Here is a 13,803-nt window from a genome sequence, read left to right on the forward strand (position 1 = left end):
GTCCGCTTACTCCTTCACTTCCATGTCCATGATGGCGATGGCCCCCACCGACGGCGCATTCAGCTCGGCCGGCATCGCCAGACGTTCGCTGTTGTAGCCGACGCTGGTAACCGGCTGATAGATCGGCGCCACCGGGAACTGGGTCAGGACATATTCATGGTAGGCGGTGAAGTTCTTCACCCGCTCGTCCATGTTCTTTGCGCCGGTCATTGCCGCCGCCCGCAGTTCTTCAGCCTTGGGGTCGTTGAACATCGAGACGTTGGGATAGCCCAGACGGTCGCCCCCCAGGAACCAGTCCACAATGTCGGCATTGTCCCAGTTGTAGGACCGCACCGCCAGTTGCTGTTCGCCTGTCTTGTATTGGTCGCGGATCATCGAGCTGTCGAAGGTGGTGATTTCCGCCTCGATGCCCACGGCCTTCAACTGGGCCTGAACCACTTCGGTCAGACGGCGGAAGCTGGAATCGCTCTGCGTCCAGAGGCTGACCTTGAGCGGCTGGCCATCCTTGGCCCGCACGCCGTCGGCCCCCATCACCCAGCCTGCCTCATCCAGCGCGGCGGCGGCGCGGACGGGGTCATAGCTGATCTTGGCCGAGTCGGCGACATGGCTTTCGGGCAGCGCGTCGATCAGGAAGGTATGCGCGACGCTGCCCACCCCGCCAAAGACCGAAGCCAGAATCTCATCCTGATTGATCGCCTTGGCCGCCGCTTCGCGCACGCGGATGTCGTCGAAAGGCGGCTTGGTGACATTGATCGGCATGTAATACACGTCCTGCCCCGGCAGGGTCAGGACGGCCAGATTGGCCTCTTTCTGCACCTCGGCCAAAAGGTCGGCGGGCACGCCCAGCAACATATCGACGCCGCCGGTTTTCAGTTCCAGAAACGCCGTCGAATCCTCGGCAATTTCGCGGAAGGTCAGCCGGGCGATATGCGCCGGCCCCTGGTTCTTGGCCAGAGGCGAGCCCCATTTGTAATCCTCGTTCCGCACCAGAACGGTTTCCTGCCCCACGGCAAAGCTTTCCAGCTTGAACGGGCCGGTGCCGTAAACCTCGGTCACGCCATAATTGTCGCCAAGCGCAGCATAGGACTTCGGCTCGACCACGCTCATGTAGCTGGAGGAGAAGTTGTAAAGCAGGTTCGGCTCGGGCCGCGACATCACGAATTTGACGGTCAGGTCATCGACCACTTCGACGCTGGCAATCGCCTCGGCCATATAGGCGTTCTCGCTGCCCTTGAAGAGTTCAAGCCACGCCTTGACGGTTTCCGCATTGAAGGGTTCGCCGTTGTGGAAGGTCACGCCGGGCTTCAGGTGGAACACCCAGGACATGCCATCGGGCGCCTCTTCCCAGCTTTCGGCCAGCCAGGGATGATAGGACAGATCGGCGGCCTGACTGACCATGCGGTCAAAGATCAGCGTCGTCGCGGCGTTCAGGTTGGTGGCCTTGATCGGGTTGTAGGTCGGGGCGCCCACCTCGTTGGTGGCGAAGACGAAGGTCGCTTCCTGCGCCAGAACGGGGGCGCCCAGCAGGGCGGCAAGGCTGACGCTCGCGGCCAGCAGGCTTTTGCGGAAACTCATGGTCATCTCGTGGTCCTCTCTGTTGGTCGTGTTGTTATGCGTTGGATCAGCCGTCGCCGCGGGTCTTGGCGCCCGCCCCGGTATGGCCGATGAATTCTCCGTAAAGCGCCGAGACGCGGGCCATCCGTGCCTCGACCCGGGCGCCCAACTCGCGGAAGACACCGCCCACCATCAGCCCGATCAGCGAGGACATCGCCGAGGTGGTGTCCCAGAACTGGTTGAGGTCGGTCGGCACGGCAAAGACTTCGGCGGTCACCTCACGCGCCCAGTCGCAATAGGGGTCGGTGATCAGCGTCACCGGAATCCCCTCGTCATGGGCAGCCTGCGCCAGATCGCGGGTCAGCCGCGAATAGCGCCGCCCGTCGATCAGAACCAGCGCGGTATCCGCCGGATCAGACAGCAGGATTTCCGCGAAATGCCCGCCCGCCACATCGGCCAGATGCACACCGGGCCGCAGGTATTGCAGGTTGTGGACCAGTTCCGCGGCATGGCCCCGCTCGGTCTGGAACCCAGCAACCCAGACGGCACTACGATGCGACAGGCGCTGCACCGCCCGTTCAAATTCCGGGCTGGCAGCCATTTCATAGACCGCGACCAGCGCAGCCATCTCGCGCTCCAGCGCCTGCGCCAGCTCGCCCTTGCCCTCTTTGCTGCGGCGGTGAAAATCCTCAAGCCGGTCGCCAATCAGCCATGCTTTGTCACCCAGATCGGTCTGCAATGACCCTTTCAGATCCTTCAGATGCCGGTAACCGATGCTGCGGCAGAACCGCCCGACCGAGGCTTCGGACACCCCGACCTTGGCCGCCACCGCCGCCGCCGTCTCGAACGGCACTGATTGCAGATTGGTCAGGATATAGCTTGCCAGCGCCCGTTCGGTCGGCGTCCCCTCTGCCGCCGCGCGTGCCAGCCGGGCACGCAGATCGCCCGAGGGCTGCCCCTCGGCATCGGCGGGAATCTCGGGCTCGTCAGGGTTGGACAAGGGGCACTCCGGCACATCGGCAAGGCAAGCGTGACAGTAATCTTTCAATGAGTCAATCTTGCCATAAAACTGAAATTCGCCTAGCCTGCACCCACCCTTTCGGAGGACGCCATGCCCGCCACCCCCCAAACCCGCGCGCCCCTCCGCATCGAGGCGGCAGAGCTTCGGCTGGTCCGTCTGCCGCTGGTGACCCCCTTCACCATCGCCACCGGCACCATGACCGAAAAGGTTTTTCCGCTGCTGGTGCTGAAAGCCGACGGGATCGAAGGCTATGCCGAAGGGGTGATGGACCCGCTGCCGGACTATCTGGAAGAAACCGTCGCCGGCGCCATGGACCTGCTGCGCAACGTGCTGTTGCCGCAGGTTCTGGGGCAAAGCTTTGCCAATCCGCAGGCGCTGAACCACCTGCTCGCCCCTTGGCGCGGCAATCAGATGGCGCGGGCCACGGTCGAGATGGCCTTCTGGGATCTTTGGGCGAAATCGCTGAACCTGCCGCTGCAAAGCGTGATCGGTGGCACGGGTGACGCGATCGACGTCGGGGTGTCACTGGGCATCGGGCCGATTGACAGCACGCTGGAAAGGGTCGCGGCGCATCTGGATCAGGGTTACAAACGCATCAAGCTCAAGATAAAGCCGGGCCATGACATCGCCCTTGTGCAGGCTGCCCGCGATGCCTTCCCCACGGCGCATCTGACGGTGGATGCCAACAGTTGCTATACGCTGGCCGATACCGCGCTGTTGCAGCGGCTGGACGGGTTTGACCTTGACTACATCGAACAGCCGCTGGCCTGGGACGATATCCATGACCACGCCACCTTGCAGGCGCGCATGGCCACGCCGCTGTGTCTGGACGAAAGTATCCGCACGGTGGAACATTGCCGCAAGGCGCTGCAAACCGGGGCGGGGCGGGTGATCAACATCAAGGTGGGCCGCTCGGGCGGGATTCTCAATTCGCTGCGCATCCACGATCTTTGCGCCGCCTTTGCGGTGCCGGTCTGGTGCGGCGGGATGCTGGAAAGCGGTATCGGGCGGGCCCATAACATCCACCTCTCCACCCTGCCGAATTTCACCAAACCGGGCGACACCTCTTCGGCCAGCCGCTATTTCACCCGTGACATCATCGAGCAGAAACTGGAAACCAGCGGCGGCCGGATGCCGGTGCCGCAGGGCGCCGGCATCGGTGTGACGCTGGACCATGATTTCCTGCCCCATGCGACACTTTCCCATGAAAGCCTGCGCGCATGAGCCATGTGACCTTCCGCGACCTGCACGGAATGCGCGAGTTCCGCGCCGCCGAAGACCTGCAACGCGCCGTCTGGGGCGAGGGGGATCTGTGCGATCCCGCTGACCTGATGATGGTCATTCAGGCCGAGGGCGGGCTGGTCGGTGGTGCCTTCGTGGACGGGCGGCTGATGGGCTATGTCTTTGGCTTTCCCACGCGGGCGCCGGGGATACAGCATTCGCACCGGCTGGCCGTGCTGGCCGAGGCGCGGGGGCTTGGCCTTGGTTTGCGGCTGAAGCAGTTTCAGCGCCGCTGGTGCCTTGGGCGGGGGATTACCCATGTCCGCTGGACCTTCGATCCGCTGCGCGTGCCCAATGCGGCGCTGAACATACACCGGCTGGGCGCGCGGTCGAACACCTATCTGGTCGATTATTACGGCGAGATGGAGGGGATCAACCGCGGCATCCCGTCAGACCGGCTGATGGCCGACTGGCATCTGGACGATCCGCATGTGGTGGCCATCGCCGAGGGCCTGCCAAAGCCGCCACCGCTCGTTGATGCGCTGCGCATAGCGGTGCCTGCCGATATCGTCGCGCTGCTGGCCACCGATCCGGGCAAGGCCCATGCCGAACAGGCAAGGCTGCGCGCCGAACTTCAGGCCGCCTTTGCAGCGGGCTTGCAAATCGGCGATTTTGACCCCGCCACCTGCGCCTATCTTCTGACCAATCCCGGGGATTGAACCGCGCTCAGGCGGCGACCCGGCCTGCTGCGGCAACGGCTTCCCGCCGCAAGGCAATGGCGGGTTCTCCAAGGAAAGCGGGTTCACCCTGCCCCGGCAGATCGGGGCCAAAGTCCCAGCCGAGGCGGGCGGCCAGCGCGGCGGCCTCGGGCGTGTCGCCGCTCAGAAAGACTTGCGGCGCGGCAACATTGGTCCGCGCGGTCGCGCCACGGGGCAGCGCGGGCTGCGATGCCGGTGACAATAGCCGCGCCAGATCGATCAGCACCGTTTCGGCATGATCCGCGGCGGTCACAGCCAGATCGACCCGCCCGGGCGCCAATGCCGACAACAGCCGCAACACTGCGGCCAGTTTGGCCGCCCCGTGCTGCCGCAGAAGTCCGTCGCCCAGCCCGATGCGCAGGTGCCGCGTTTCCAACAGCAGCCGCGCCGCCACAATGTCGGAAGCGCCGCCCTGAGCATCGTCCAGCCAGAGCCGGTGATGACCCAGCCGCTCGGCTGACAGCGCAAGGCGGGTCAGCGCCTCAAGCTCGGGCAAGGCATCGGCGGCGGGGCATTTTGCGACAAGGCTGGTCTCGTGGGGCATGGGTCTCTCCCGCAGGGGGTGGGCGGAACAATCACGACTTACTCACTAGATTTAAGCACAGACGGGCCGCAGAGTCCTTCTTTAATTCGGCGGATAACAGGTGTTTCCTTTCCTTTTCGGAGCGATTTCCAAAAAATCTTCCACCGGGGAGAGCGTCTGCGACGCAAACCGTCAAAGATGGCCACAGTGGCATTGTGAAATCAATTTACAGAAGTATCGCCATATTCGGCCATTCTGCTTGATGAACGCCCTGTTTTCCGCATATCGTGAAAATCAATTACCGGAATGGAGCCCAGCCATGGCCGACTCGCCCGCCCACCCCCGACTGATCCGTTACGACACCGCTGATGCACAGGCGGGCGGGCAGAAACGGCCCTTTGCCAAGGCGGTGCGCGCGGGTGACTATGTGCATGTGTCGGGTCAGGTGCCCACTGTGGCGGGTGAGGTGGTCACCGGCGGGATCGTCGCCCAGACCGAACAGGTGATCGAGAATATCAAGGCGGTGCTGGCGCTGGCGGGTTGCGGGCTGGAAGATGTGATCAAGGTCACCTGCTGGCTGGACGATCCGCGCGATTTCTCCAGTTTCAACGCGGTGTTTGAACGGCATTTCGCAGCGCATCCGCCGGCCCGCTCCACCGTGCAGTCGCGGCTGATGGTCGATGCCAAGGTCGAGATTGATGCCATCGCGTGGAAGCCGCTGTGAAGGTTCTGATCCATGACGATGCCGGCAAGGCCGCCGATTGCGTTTCCGGGCTGATCACGGCGCGGTTGGCGCGGGCGCCGGCCTCGGTTCTGGGGCTGGCGACGGGCGGCACGATGGAGGCGGTCTATGCCCGGCTGATCGCGGCCCATCGCGCCGGAACGGTCAGCTTTGCACAGGCCCGCAGCTTCAACCTTGATGAATATGTCGGGCTGGCGCCGGACCACCCCTGTTCCTATTGGCGCTATATGGCCGAGCAACTTTTCGACCATGTGGATTTGCCCGCCGGTGCAGGCGCCCTTCCCCGCGGTGACGCCCCCGACCCCGAGGCCGAGGCGGCGCGTTATGAGGCCGCCATTGCGGCGGCGGGCGATATCGGGCTGCAACTGCTGGGTCTGGGCGCGAACGGGCATATCGGCTTCAACGAACCGACCTCAAGCCTGTCCTCGCTGACCCGGATCAAAACGCTGACGCGCGCCACCCGTGCCGCAAACGCCCGGTTCTTCGCACAGCCCGAAGAGGTGCCACGGCTGGCCATCACCATGGGGATCGGCACCATCCTGCGCGCCGAAGAGGTGGTGCTGCTCGCCTATGGTCCGGGCAAGGCCGAGGCGGCGGCGGCGATGATCGAGGGACCGCTTTCCGCCTCTTGCCCGGCGTCGGCGCTGCAACTGCACCGCAAGGTGACCGTGGTGCTGGACCGGGCCGCCGCCGAGGGGCTGGCGCTGCGCGAATATTATGAGGATGTTCACCCCGCAGGCCGCGACGCCGCGATCTGATCCAGCGCCTGCCGCAGCGCCCGCACGGCGGCGGCATCGGTGCCCCTTGCGCCGGGAGGCTGAAAGCCGAATTGCATCACCCGCGGGTCCGCCGCCGCAGCCAGCGGCGCCGAGGCCGAAGCGTGGATTTCCCGCAGCGGCAGACGGCCGGCGAAAAGGGCGGCATTGCCCGCATTCACCCCGCCGCCCGGCATCACCGAAACCCCCTGCCCGGCCATCGCCGCCAGCCGGTCAATCCCCGCCGCCGCCGTCAGCGCCCCGCCCGAAGACAACACCCGCCCGATGCCCAGCCGGGCGCAAAGTGCCATCGCTTCGGCCACATCCGGCGCAAGGTCAACCGCGCGGTGCAGGGTGATATCCAGCCCCCCAGCCTCTGCCACCAGTTCCTCAAGTGTGTCGCCATCCAGCCGCCCATCGGGCAGCGAAGCGCCGATCACCACGCCCGCCAGCCCCGCCGCGCGCACGGCGGCAATCTCGGCCCGCATCGCCCGCCGCTCATCCCGGGTAAAGACGAAATCCCCGGCGCGGGGCCGGATCATCGCCATCGCGTGCAGCGGCCCCTCTGCCGCCAGCGCGATCAACCCCGCCGAGGGCGTAAGACCGCCCAGCGCCAGTGCCGCACAAAGCTCGATCCGGTCAGCACCGCCTTGCGCTGCGGCGGCAATCCCCGCCGCATCGTCCACACAGATTTCCAGCGTGATCCGCGTCATCCCCGCCCCCTCTCCAACGCAACCAGCAACCCGGCCCCGGCCACGCCGCCCAGCCCGCTGATCACCGCGGCCATCGCATAGCCGCCCATGGCGGTGCCCAGTCCGAACACTCCGGCGCCCAGCGCGCCGCCCGCGAACATATTCACCGCGATCAGCGAAGCCGAAAGCCCCGGCCGGTCGCGGATCAGGTCCAGAAGATAGCTGATCGGCAGCGAAATCATCCCTGCCGCGGCAAACCCCGCAAGGCAACTGGCAAGGTAGACCTGCCAGGGCGCCGTGGCCAGCGCGATGCCCGCAAGATAGACCAGATAGAGCCCGGCACAGATCAGCAGGGCATGGGTCATCGCAAGGTGCCGCGTGGCGCGCACCCAGAACACCATGAAGATCACCTCCAGCACCGCAACCAGACCGACCAGAAGACCCACATCCTCGACCCGCCCATGGGCCGGGCCGGTCACGATCAGCGGCAGCACCGCCGAATTGATGTGCAGCATCTGGCTGATCAACGCCACGCCCAGCACCCGCGCCAGAAGGCCGGGCGCAAGGATCAGCCGCAAATCGTGCAAGGCCGGGCGGGCGGTGGCGGTCGCCGGGGTATCCGGGGTCACATCCGGTTCGAGCCAGAAGGTCACGGTCAGCAGGATACCCCCCGCCACCGTTGCCGCAATCAGATAGGCGGCAATCATGCTGGGCTGCCCCGACAGCGCCACCCCCACCGCCCCCGGCATCACCACCCAAGAAAGCGAAATCATGATCCGCATCAGCGCGTTGGATATCCGCGCCTCTTCGGCGTCAAACCGGGCGGAATGCGCCCGGACATTGCCGAACAGCATCGAGTTCAGCGCATGAAACAGCGCCAGCGGCCCCAGCGTGGCCAGCACAAAGACGGGAACCACGGGCAGCGCCCAGACCAGCCCATAACCCAGCACACCAAAGCTGCTGACAAGGATCAGCGGGCGGCGATAACTCTGGAACCTGTCCGAGATCATCCCCACCGCGACCGCCAGCAACACATTGGCCACCGACGAGGCCAGCGCCAGCGCGGCATAGGCCCGGTCGCTCATCCCCAGTTCCCGAATGGCGATCATGGATTGATAGGGCGAGGTGGCCGCGCCAGCGAAACCGTAAAGGAAAATCGCCGCCGCCGAGGCGCGCACCACCCGGTGGCGGCGCAGGATCGTCAGCCAACTGCTCATCTTGCAAAGCGGGCCGAAGGTTGGGGTGCGGCGGCAAACCCTGCATCCGCCTCAAAGGGCAAGGTGCCCCGGGGCCGGTGCAGGTTGGGCAGGCGGGCGATGTCCTGATTGACCACGCCGTCGGTCAGCGCCATCAGGTTGGGATTGGCCAGCGGCGCCAGTTCGGGCGAAAGATAGCCCGATTTCACCACCAACAACCGCACCCCGGCAGGGTCCAGCCCCAGCCGCGTGAAATCGGCAATGTCATGGTAGGGCCGCCGCCGCGCCGCCAGAACCAGCGTGATTCCCCCCAACCGGATCACCGCCTGACGCTCTGCCGCCGTGCCCGGATCGTCCAGCCGCAAGACCTCGGCTTCGCCCGTCACCGAAACGCCCGCCGGATCAAGGCTCGCCCCGATGCGCAGCGACAGGCGGGCACCCTCCCCCGCCACGAAACAGGCTTCGACTGCGGGCCGGTCGGTGATGCCCGCCACCAGCGCCCCCTGCCAGTCCCGCGCGATCAGGGCCGCCAGCACATCGGCCCGGTCGCCCACGCCGCCGCCGGTAGGGTTGTCGCCGCTGTCGGCAAGGATCACCGGCGCGGTGGTCGCGGCCTCGGCCAGCCGCAGCATGTCTTCCAGCGGGCCGGTGACCGGGCCAAAGCGGAAATCATCGCGCGCCGACCAGAAGCTTTCCGCAATCCGCAGCGCCGCCGCCGAAGCCGCCGCAAGGTCGGTTCCCGTCACCACGGCGCAGGCGGTGGCGCGCGGCTCATCGGCCCAGACGTAGCCGATCATCAGATCGGTGCGCCACACGCCCGGCCCCTCCAGCCCCGGCAGCGCGGCGTAAAGGCTGCGGCCCGGTTCATCCTCGGTCGAAGACCGCTCTCCGGGCAGCAACAGCGGCACGGGCACCCGCACCACGCCGGGCCGCGCGCCATTTTCCAGCGCGCGCAGCAGCATTGCATAGGCCGCCCGCATCGTTTCGGGCGTGTCGATATGCGGGGCGGTGCGATAGGCCGCGAAAATGTCGATCTGATCCACGATCCGCGCCGACACATTGCCATGCAGATCATAGGATGTGGCAATCAGCATGTCCGGCCCAACCGCCGCGCGCACGGCGGAAATCCAGTCGCCCTCGGCGTCAAACATGCCCTCGACCTTCATCGCGCCATGCATCGCAAGGTAAACCGCATCAAAGGGCCGGGCCGCCTCCAGCCGTTCCAGAAACTCGGCCTTGAACGCCTCATAAGCGGCGCGCGAAACAGGGCCGCCCGGGACCGCGCGGGAGTGCAGAAGGGGCGCCACCTCGGCCGGGAAATCGCGCAGGAAGGCGAAATAGTCGTGATCGGTCAGCCCCGTTCCCCGCAACACGCGGAAATCTTCGGCCTGCATCAGGACGGGGGAATAGGTCGAGCATTCGGTGTGGATACCGCCAACGGCGATGCGCATGGGTCATGTCCTTGCAGGAAAGGGGGCGGGCGGGAACACCCCGCCCGGGAAGTGTCACAAGACCGGATGCAGCCGGACCTGCGCCGCAAAGCGCAGCCAGTCCTTGTTGGCCCGCTCGGTCCAGCCGGCCTCGGCCACCGCCGACAGGCGTGGGAAGACCAGATCGTTGAACCAGCCGGTGGTGGTGAAATGCTCGCACCAGATGCAGGCTTGTATGCCGCGCATGTGGCGGCGCAGCCGTTGCGGAAAATCGCCCTCGGCCTCATAGGCATAGGTCTTTTCGGGCGGCACTGGTCCGGCCCAACCCGCACCATTCTCAAGCCAGTCCGGCCCCTGCACCATGTCAAGGTAATAGGCTTGCCCCGGCGTCATCACCACGTCATAGCCCTGACCCGCCAGTTCGATGCCGACCTGCGGATTTTCCCATGCCATCAAAAGCGTGTCCTCGGGCGGCACACCGCCGCCATGGGCAACCTCGTTCCAGCCGACCAGCACTTTGCCCCGCGCCGTCAGCATGTCCTTGATCCGTTTCAGGAACCAGCTTTGCAGCTCGAACGTGCCCGCCAACCCCTCACGCTGCATCAGGACGCGGGCGCGCGGGCTTTGCAGCCAGGCGTTCTTGGCCACCTCATCGCCGCCGATGTGGAAATGGCGCGAGGGGAAGATCGCGCACAGCTCGTCAATGATCGCTTCCAGCACGGTGAAGGTTTCGGGAATGCCGGGGTTCCACGAATTGTTCGGATAGCCCTGCACGGGGTAATAGCTGTTCGGCACCTCGTCGGGGTCCACCAGAAACGGCAGGGCGGCCACCACGCAGGCGGCATGGCCCGGCGTTTCGATTTCCGGCATCACCTCGATGCCCAAGGCGGCGGCATGGGCCACCACGGCGCGCATCTGATCCTGCGTATAAAACCCGCCCACACGCTCCGGCCCGTCGCCCAGTTGCGGCAGCATCGCGTCCGTTTCGGCGCTGCGATGGGCACCCGTGTCGGTCAGTTCGGGATAGGCTTTGATCTCGGCCCGCCAACCCTCATCATCGGTCAAGTGCCAGTGGAACAGGTTCAGCTTGTGCCAGGCCAGGATATCGACCACCCGCTTGACCTCGGCAAAGCTCCAGAAATGCCGTGACACGTCCAGATGGCAACCGCGCCAGCCATAGCGCGGCGCATCCTCGATCCGGCCGCTTGCCGGGAACAGAAACTTCTGGTCGGCAAAGGCGCCGTGCAGCATCTGCGCCAGCGACAAAAGGCCAAAGCGGCGCCCCGCCTCGGTGCTGGCGGTCAGGGTAATGCTGTCTCCGAAGTCCAGCCGATAACCCTCGGGCGGCAGCGCGGCATCCACCGCAAAGGCCAGCGCCCGCGCGCCCGGCGCCGGGGAAATCTGGAACAGCCGCCGCGCGGCGGGGAAGAGGCGCGCGTGCAGCGCATCAACCGACAGCATCAACCGCAGATCGTCGCGCCCGGTGCCGGGGGCGGCGTGCAGGATCACCGGCGCCGGGCCCGGGGTTGCTTCAATCGCATTCGGCCATGGCAGCAGGGCGAAGGGCAGCGTCAGCCGCCCCTCGGGCAGGCGCGGCGGCGGCAGGACCGGGGCACCGGAAGACTGGATCAGATCGCCCACCTGCACCGGCAGACGGGTGCCCGCCACGGTCACCCAAGCCGTCTTGGCGGCATCGTTGCGATGGAAGGGGGACCGGAACAGCCCCTCGGCGTGAAAGGTCCAGCTTGCCCCGGAGGCAAGGCTGACACCCTCCAGCGGCGCGAATTCGTGGTAATTCGCGGTGCGCCGCAGAAAACGGGCGCCGGTCACCTCATGCTCGGGCATGATGCGGGTGATCGTGGTCACCGACAGGGTGAAATCGCGCAAAACCTGATCCGACAGGTTGGTCAGGGTCAGCGTCCAGGTGCCCGCCGGAGCAGGCTCGGGCGCCCAGGCGTTTTCCAAAAACAGGGTCATGTCGGCCTCAGAAATCAGCGGATTGCGAAAAGGTGCGGGCCAGCGCGGGAATGCCCGCCGTCAGCCCGCAATCGACCGGCAGGCAGATGCCGGTGATCGCCGCCGCAAGAGGCGAGGCAAGGAACCCCACCGCCTCGGCCACATCCTCGGCCCGGGCGATGCGGCCAAGGGGGTAATGCGCGGCGGCCTCCTTGAAGATATCGGGATTGGCCGCAGCCCGCGCCTCCCACGCCTGCGTGCGGACGGTGCCGGGCGCGACCGCATTGGCGCGGATGCCGAATTTGCCATATTCCACCGCAATCAGCCGGGTCATGTGGATCATCCCCGCCTTGGCCGCCGAATAGGCCGGATGCCCGTAAACCCCCATGCCATTGACCGAAGCGATGTTCACGACCGAGCCTTGGGTTGCCTTCAACTGATCGGCCAGCGCCGAAAACAGCAGGAACACCGCATCAAGGTTCAGCGCCCGGTCCGCCTGCCAATCTGCCACGCTGGTCGATTGCAAGCTGGCGGCCTGCACCCCCCCGGCGTTGTTCACCAGCGTCTGCAACGCCCCCAGCCCCGCCACCTTCTGCGCAAAGGCTGTGCAGGCCGCAGGATCGGTCACGTCCAGTTGCAGGGCCACATAGCCCGCGCCCAAGTCTGCCGCAGCCCGTTCTGCCGCCACAAGATCGCGGTCGGCCAGCACCACCACCGCATGGTCGGCGCGCAGGCGGCGCGCGATGGCCCGCCCGATATCACCCGCCGCACCGGTCACAATGGCCAGGGATTGCCCCATGGGTCACTTCCTTTGCGGCAAGAAGAAACCGAGGGCCGGGGCGGCCGCCTGCGCCCCGCTCGGGGGTCAGTCGCCCAGAAGCTGGCGGTCGTCGCCGTCCCGGTGCTTGATCAGTTGTTCCTTGATCCCGCGCAGGATCCGGGCCGAACGCGGGCGGTCGGCATAGGCGACCAGATTGGCGATGATGTCCACCACCGCCAGAAAGGCAAAGCGCGTCGAGGAGGCGCGGAAGATGTTCTGGCCCTCGGGCAGGTTAACCGGAATGACCACATCCGCCGCCTCGGCGACCGGCGAGGCGCTTTGCGTCAGGGCGATGGTCGGAATCCCCCGGTCGCGCAGCAGGCCAAAGCAGCGCACCAGCTCTTGGTTCCGCCCGGTGAACGAGGAGCCGAACACCACGGTCCCCGGCTCTGCCGCGGCGGCGAGCATCAGGCTCATCCCGTGGTCGTTCGAGGCGGAAATCCGGGCGCCAAGGCGGAACAGCCGGTTCTGCAACTCGTTCACGATCATCGAGGAATTGCCGCCCGAGCCGAAGGCATAGATCATGTCGGCCTTGGCCAGCAGCCGCACCGCGCGCTCCACAGCGGCGAGGTCAAGGCCGCGGTGGGTCTCGAACAGGGCGTTCTGCGCCTTGGTCACGATATCTTCGGCCACCTCGGCAGCGGTCGAGGTCACCGACTCGGGTTTCAGGTAGCGCAGCCCGACATAGGCGCTGCGGGCAAGCTGCACCTTGAAATCGGAAAACGACGCGCAGCCCAGACGGCGGCAGAACCGCGTCACGGTGGGCGGCGACACGCCCGCCCGCTCGGCAATTTCGGTGATCGAGGCATTGGTGGCAAAGTTCACATCGGCCAGCACCGAGGCCGCAAGTTTCTTCTCCAGCGCCGAGAGTTTGCCTTCCTCATCACTCAGAGCGACGATCAGGTCGGGGGCACTCAGCGGCCCTGCGGAAAGGGCGGTATCCTGCAATTCGTTCATGGTGTTCCCGTGCGGCAAAGGGCATTCAGGCGGTGTTCCTCCGCCACGAAGCCTGTGATGATCGCCCGGTCAAGCATTTGCAGGAATCCAGAAATTCATTTTCGTTCCGCCTTGACATTTAGCCATATCAGCCCCGAATATTCCAGAAGATATGCAGGCTGACTGAAATTTTTTTCAT

At 65.8% G+C, this 13,803-nt stretch carries 13 protein-coding genes; 4 read left to right on the forward strand and 9 right to left on the reverse strand.

Annotation, left to right across the window (positions count from 1 at the left end; genetic code table 11):
* Positions 1 to 6 precede the first annotated feature (6 nt).
* Positions 7 to 1,581: an ABC transporter substrate-binding protein gene (locus HS053_RS13185; RefSeq protein ID WP_174211709.1), complete on the reverse strand. Its 1,575-nt coding sequence runs from the start codon at positions 1,579 to 1,581 to the stop codon at positions 7 to 9.
* 40 nt (positions 1,582 to 1,621) lie between these two features.
* Positions 1,622 to 2,554 (reverse strand): MurR/RpiR family transcriptional regulator, encoded by a 933-nt coding sequence (locus tag HS053_RS13190; protein ID WP_206677605.1) that lies wholly within the window; start codon positions 2,552 to 2,554, stop codon positions 1,622 to 1,624.
* 111 nt (positions 2,555 to 2,665) lie between these two features.
* Here HS053_RS13190 and menC point away from each other — a divergent pair, with 111 nt between their 5' ends.
* Complete coding sequence (menC, locus tag HS053_RS13195; protein ID WP_174211710.1) at positions 2,666 to 3,799, forward strand: o-succinylbenzoate synthase; 1,134 nt, start codon at positions 2,666 to 2,668, stop codon at positions 3,797 to 3,799.
* Entirely contained in the window at positions 3,796 to 4,515 is a 720-nt protein-coding gene (locus HS053_RS13200) for a GNAT family N-acetyltransferase (RefSeq protein ID WP_174211711.1), read from the forward strand. The genes menC and HS053_RS13200 overlap by 4 nt, the downstream gene beginning before the upstream one ends.
* A 7-nt stretch (positions 4,516 to 4,522) precedes the next feature.
* On the opposite strand, the gene HS053_RS13205 is transcribed toward HS053_RS13200, so the two are convergent.
* Complete coding sequence (locus HS053_RS13205; RefSeq protein ID WP_174211712.1) at positions 4,523 to 5,098, reverse strand: LLM class oxidoreductase; 576 nt, start codon at positions 5,096 to 5,098, stop codon at positions 4,523 to 4,525.
* A gap of 298 nt (positions 5,099 to 5,396) precedes the next feature.
* On the opposite strand from HS053_RS13205, the gene HS053_RS13210 reads away from it, so the two are divergent.
* Together HS053_RS13210 and nagB are read left to right on the forward strand one after the other, a co-directional pair.
* A complete protein-coding gene (locus HS053_RS13210) occupies positions 5,397 to 5,801 on the forward strand; it encodes a RidA family protein (protein ID WP_174211713.1) in 405 nt (134 codons plus the stop codon).
* Positions 5,798 to 6,577: a glucosamine-6-phosphate deaminase gene (nagB, locus tag HS053_RS13215; protein WP_174211714.1), complete on the forward strand. Its 780-nt coding sequence runs from the start codon at positions 5,798 to 5,800 to the stop codon at positions 6,575 to 6,577. The genes HS053_RS13210 and nagB overlap by 4 nt, the downstream gene beginning before the upstream one ends.
* Here the strand turns inward: nagB and HS053_RS13220 are convergent.
* From HS053_RS13220 to HS053_RS13245, 6 genes are all read right to left on the reverse strand, one after another.
* A complete protein-coding gene (locus HS053_RS13220; protein WP_174211715.1) occupies positions 6,547 to 7,287 on the reverse strand; it encodes a copper homeostasis protein CutC in 741 nt (246 codons plus the stop codon). The genes nagB and HS053_RS13220 overlap by 31 nt on opposite strands.
* Entirely contained in the window at positions 7,284 to 8,483 is a 1,200-nt protein-coding gene (locus tag HS053_RS13225; protein ID WP_174211716.1) for an MFS transporter, read from the reverse strand. Before HS053_RS13225 ends, HS053_RS13220 begins: the two co-directional genes overlap by 4 nt.
* The gene (locus tag HS053_RS13230; RefSeq protein ID WP_174211717.1) at positions 8,480 to 9,913 is read right to left on the reverse strand and encodes a M81 family metallopeptidase; all 1,434 of its coding nucleotides are present in this window, start codon (positions 9,911 to 9,913) and stop codon (positions 8,480 to 8,482) included. The genes HS053_RS13225 and HS053_RS13230 overlap by 4 nt, the downstream gene beginning before the upstream one ends.
* 54 nt (positions 9,914 to 9,967) lie before the next feature.
* Entirely contained in the window at positions 9,968 to 11,869 is a 1,902-nt protein-coding gene (locus HS053_RS13235) for a beta-N-acetylhexosaminidase (protein WP_174211718.1), read from the reverse strand.
* A gap of 7 nt (positions 11,870 to 11,876) precedes the next feature.
* Positions 11,877 to 12,647 (reverse strand): SDR family oxidoreductase, encoded by a 771-nt coding sequence (locus tag HS053_RS13240; RefSeq protein ID WP_174211719.1) that lies wholly within the window; start codon positions 12,645 to 12,647, stop codon positions 11,877 to 11,879.
* Between the two features lie 66 nt (positions 12,648 to 12,713).
* The gene (locus tag HS053_RS13245; protein ID WP_174211720.1) at positions 12,714 to 13,625 is read right to left on the reverse strand and encodes a MurR/RpiR family transcriptional regulator; all 912 of its coding nucleotides are present in this window, start codon (positions 13,623 to 13,625) and stop codon (positions 12,714 to 12,716) included.
* Between the last annotated feature and the right edge of the window lie 178 nt (positions 13,626 to 13,803).

Origin of the sequence: Tabrizicola fusiformis (genome assembly GCF_013328815.1) — a bacterium.
Taxonomy (GTDB): Bacteria; Pseudomonadota; Alphaproteobacteria; order Rhodobacterales; family Rhodobacteraceae; genus Fuscibacter.

What these genes read in the sequence shown, in the direction of transcription:
- HS053_RS13185 (WP_174211709.1), bottom strand. Translation starts at nt 1,581, where the DNA reads ATGACCATGAGTTTCCGCAAAAGCCTGCTGGCCGCGAGCGTCAGCCTT.
- menC (WP_174211710.1), top strand. Translation starts at nt 2,666, where the DNA reads ATGCCCGCCACCCCCCAAACCCGCGCGCCCCTCCGCATCGAGGCGGCA.
- HS053_RS13200 (WP_174211711.1), top strand. Translation starts at nt 3,796, where the DNA reads ATGAGCCATGTGACCTTCCGCGACCTGCACGGAATGCGCGAGTTCCGC.
- HS053_RS13205 (WP_174211712.1), bottom strand. Translation starts at nt 5,098, where the DNA reads ATGCCCCACGAGACCAGCCTTGTCGCAAAATGCCCCGCCGCCGATGCC.
- HS053_RS13210 (WP_174211713.1), top strand. Translation starts at nt 5,397, where the DNA reads ATGGCCGACTCGCCCGCCCACCCCCGACTGATCCGTTACGACACCGCT.
- HS053_RS13220 (WP_174211715.1), bottom strand. Translation starts at nt 7,287, where the DNA reads ATGACGCGGATCACGCTGGAAATCTGTGTGGACGATGCGGCGGGGATT.
- HS053_RS13225 (WP_174211716.1), bottom strand. Translation starts at nt 8,483, where the DNA reads ATGAGCAGTTGGCTGACGATCCTGCGCCGCCACCGGGTGGTGCGCGCC.
- HS053_RS13230 (WP_174211717.1), bottom strand. Translation starts at nt 9,913, where the DNA reads ATGCGCATCGCCGTTGGCGGTATCCACACCGAATGCTCGACCTATTCC.
- HS053_RS13235 (WP_174211718.1), bottom strand. Translation starts at nt 11,869, where the DNA reads ATGACCCTGTTTTTGGAAAACGCCTGGGCGCCCGAGCCTGCTCCGGCG.
- HS053_RS13240 (WP_174211719.1), bottom strand. Translation starts at nt 12,647, where the DNA reads ATGGGGCAATCCCTGGCCATTGTGACCGGTGCGGCGGGTGATATCGGG.
- HS053_RS13245 (WP_174211720.1), bottom strand. Translation starts at nt 13,625, where the DNA reads ATGAACGAATTGCAGGATACCGCCCTTTCCGCAGGGCCGCTGAGTGCC.